The sequence below is a fragment of the Patiriisocius marinistellae genome, from assembly GCF_009014635.1.
In the GTDB taxonomy this organism is placed as follows: Bacteria; Bacteroidota; Bacteroidia; order Flavobacteriales; family Flavobacteriaceae; genus Patiriisocius; species Patiriisocius marinistellae.
In genome coordinates, this window is the sequence record NZ_BKCF01000022.1 from 1 (window position 1) to 1,734 (window position 1,734).

Below are 1,734 nucleotides of genomic sequence, written 5' to 3' on the forward strand. Positions count from 1 at the left end.
CTGATATGGATCCTATAGCTGTAACGCCTGGTTCTGTAACGGACCCTGCCAATGGTACCGCTGTGTTGAATGCAGATGGTACGGTAACATATATTCCAGATGCAGGTTTCACAGGAGAGGATACGTTCACTTATGAGATATGTGATAATGGAAGTCCTGCCTTATGTGATAGTGCTACGGTAACAGTAACTGTTAATCCAGCCAATGATATAAATGAGACAGTTGCAAATGATGATGCTTATAACACTACCTCTGATAGTCCTATTAATGCTAATGTGCTTGACAACGATACAGATCCAGAAAATGATACGCAGATAGTAAATGTTATTCCAGTTGTAGGAACTAATAACGGTACTCTTATGCTTAATACAGATGGAACATTTGTATATACCCCAAACCCTGGTTTTGTAGGAACAGATAGTTTTGTATATAGTGTTTGTGATGATGGTACACCACAAGCATGTGATGAAGCAACGGTATATATAACTGTAGGTATGGAATTAATACCAGATTTCGGACCAACGATTTTTACAGGTAATACCACAGTAATTGGAGGGACAGGTGTTGTTGATTTCAGAGTATTTGTAGCTGAGTATGCTAATCAAAATTCTAATGGAGTTACTCCTGTAGAATTGAGAATTATAAAAAATGATGATTTTGTTATAACATATAATCCTACACTTACAACAATAAATGGCGTGCCAGTAAGTAACGAAGATTGGTTGTATGATGATTCTAATCCTTCTTTACATAGATTTACTTATATAGGTAATGGAGGAATATTTAATGCTTCGACAGCATCAAATATTGGCATTAATGCGATATACAATCCGCCAATGGGTACAAATGGAACTTTTCCTATAAAAGTTACAGTTAAATATTTCTCTGGGGGAGAAATAAATAACAACAATAATGATGATTTAGATTACATTGAATATAATAACAATTAATAGCAACCCAATATTATTTTAAACCCTAACAAAACTAACATGAAAAAACTTTTACTAATCGTATCAATTTGTTTGATATCCTTTGTAGGATTTTCACAATCAGTTTCATTACCACAAGCAAATATTAATCCAGCTCCACTTGAGTCAATTGCTCTTAATGGTACTGGTGTAGGTGAGTTTACTTTTGCTGAGTCATCAGGAATAGCTGTACAACCTACTGCTTTTGGAATGCCTAATGTTACAGTTAGCGTAAATTTTCAATATGTTGAACTTACTGATGGAAATATAGCAGGGATTTCTGGAACTTTATTAGATTATTTTGTTCCTAGCTATGATGCATTAACTAATATTTTAGTTTTTCAGCAAACTTCGGAAATTCCAGGTGATTGGTTCGGTTCAGTTTCAATGCCATTAACGGTGATTCAAAATTCTACTCAAGAACAAGCATTTAATGGATTTAATGCTAATATTGCTGCTATTGATGGTGTCACTAATGCTGAAGGTAATGCTGCGGTATTTACCTATACTACAAGTAATCCAGCAACGGTTGAAATAACTGAGTTTTCAAGGCCAGGAGATATTTTAGATATTTCAGTTACAGATATAGATTTAAACGTAGATCCATTAGTTGCTGAAACAGTTGATGTAACATTATTAAATGATATCACAGGAGAGTCTGAAATTATAACATTAACAGAAACAGGTCCAGATACAGGAGTTTTTGCAGGAACCGTAGATACTACGTATGGAACAGTTGCAGGAACAGACAATGATGGTGAATTCA

General features: G+C 34.6%; 2 protein-coding genes. Both read left to right on the plus strand.

What is annotated here, in order from left to right; all coding sequences use genetic code 11:
• Positions 1-950, plus strand: a 950-nt coding sequence (locus tag GB234_RS14945) for an Ig-like domain-containing protein (protein WP_151895380.1), incomplete at its 5' end; no start/stop codon positions are given.
• Positions 951-989: 39 nt separating this feature from the next.
• A partial coding sequence (locus tag GB234_RS14950) for a hypothetical protein (RefSeq protein ID WP_151895381.1) occupies positions 990-1,734 on the plus strand: 745 nt, incomplete at its 3' end.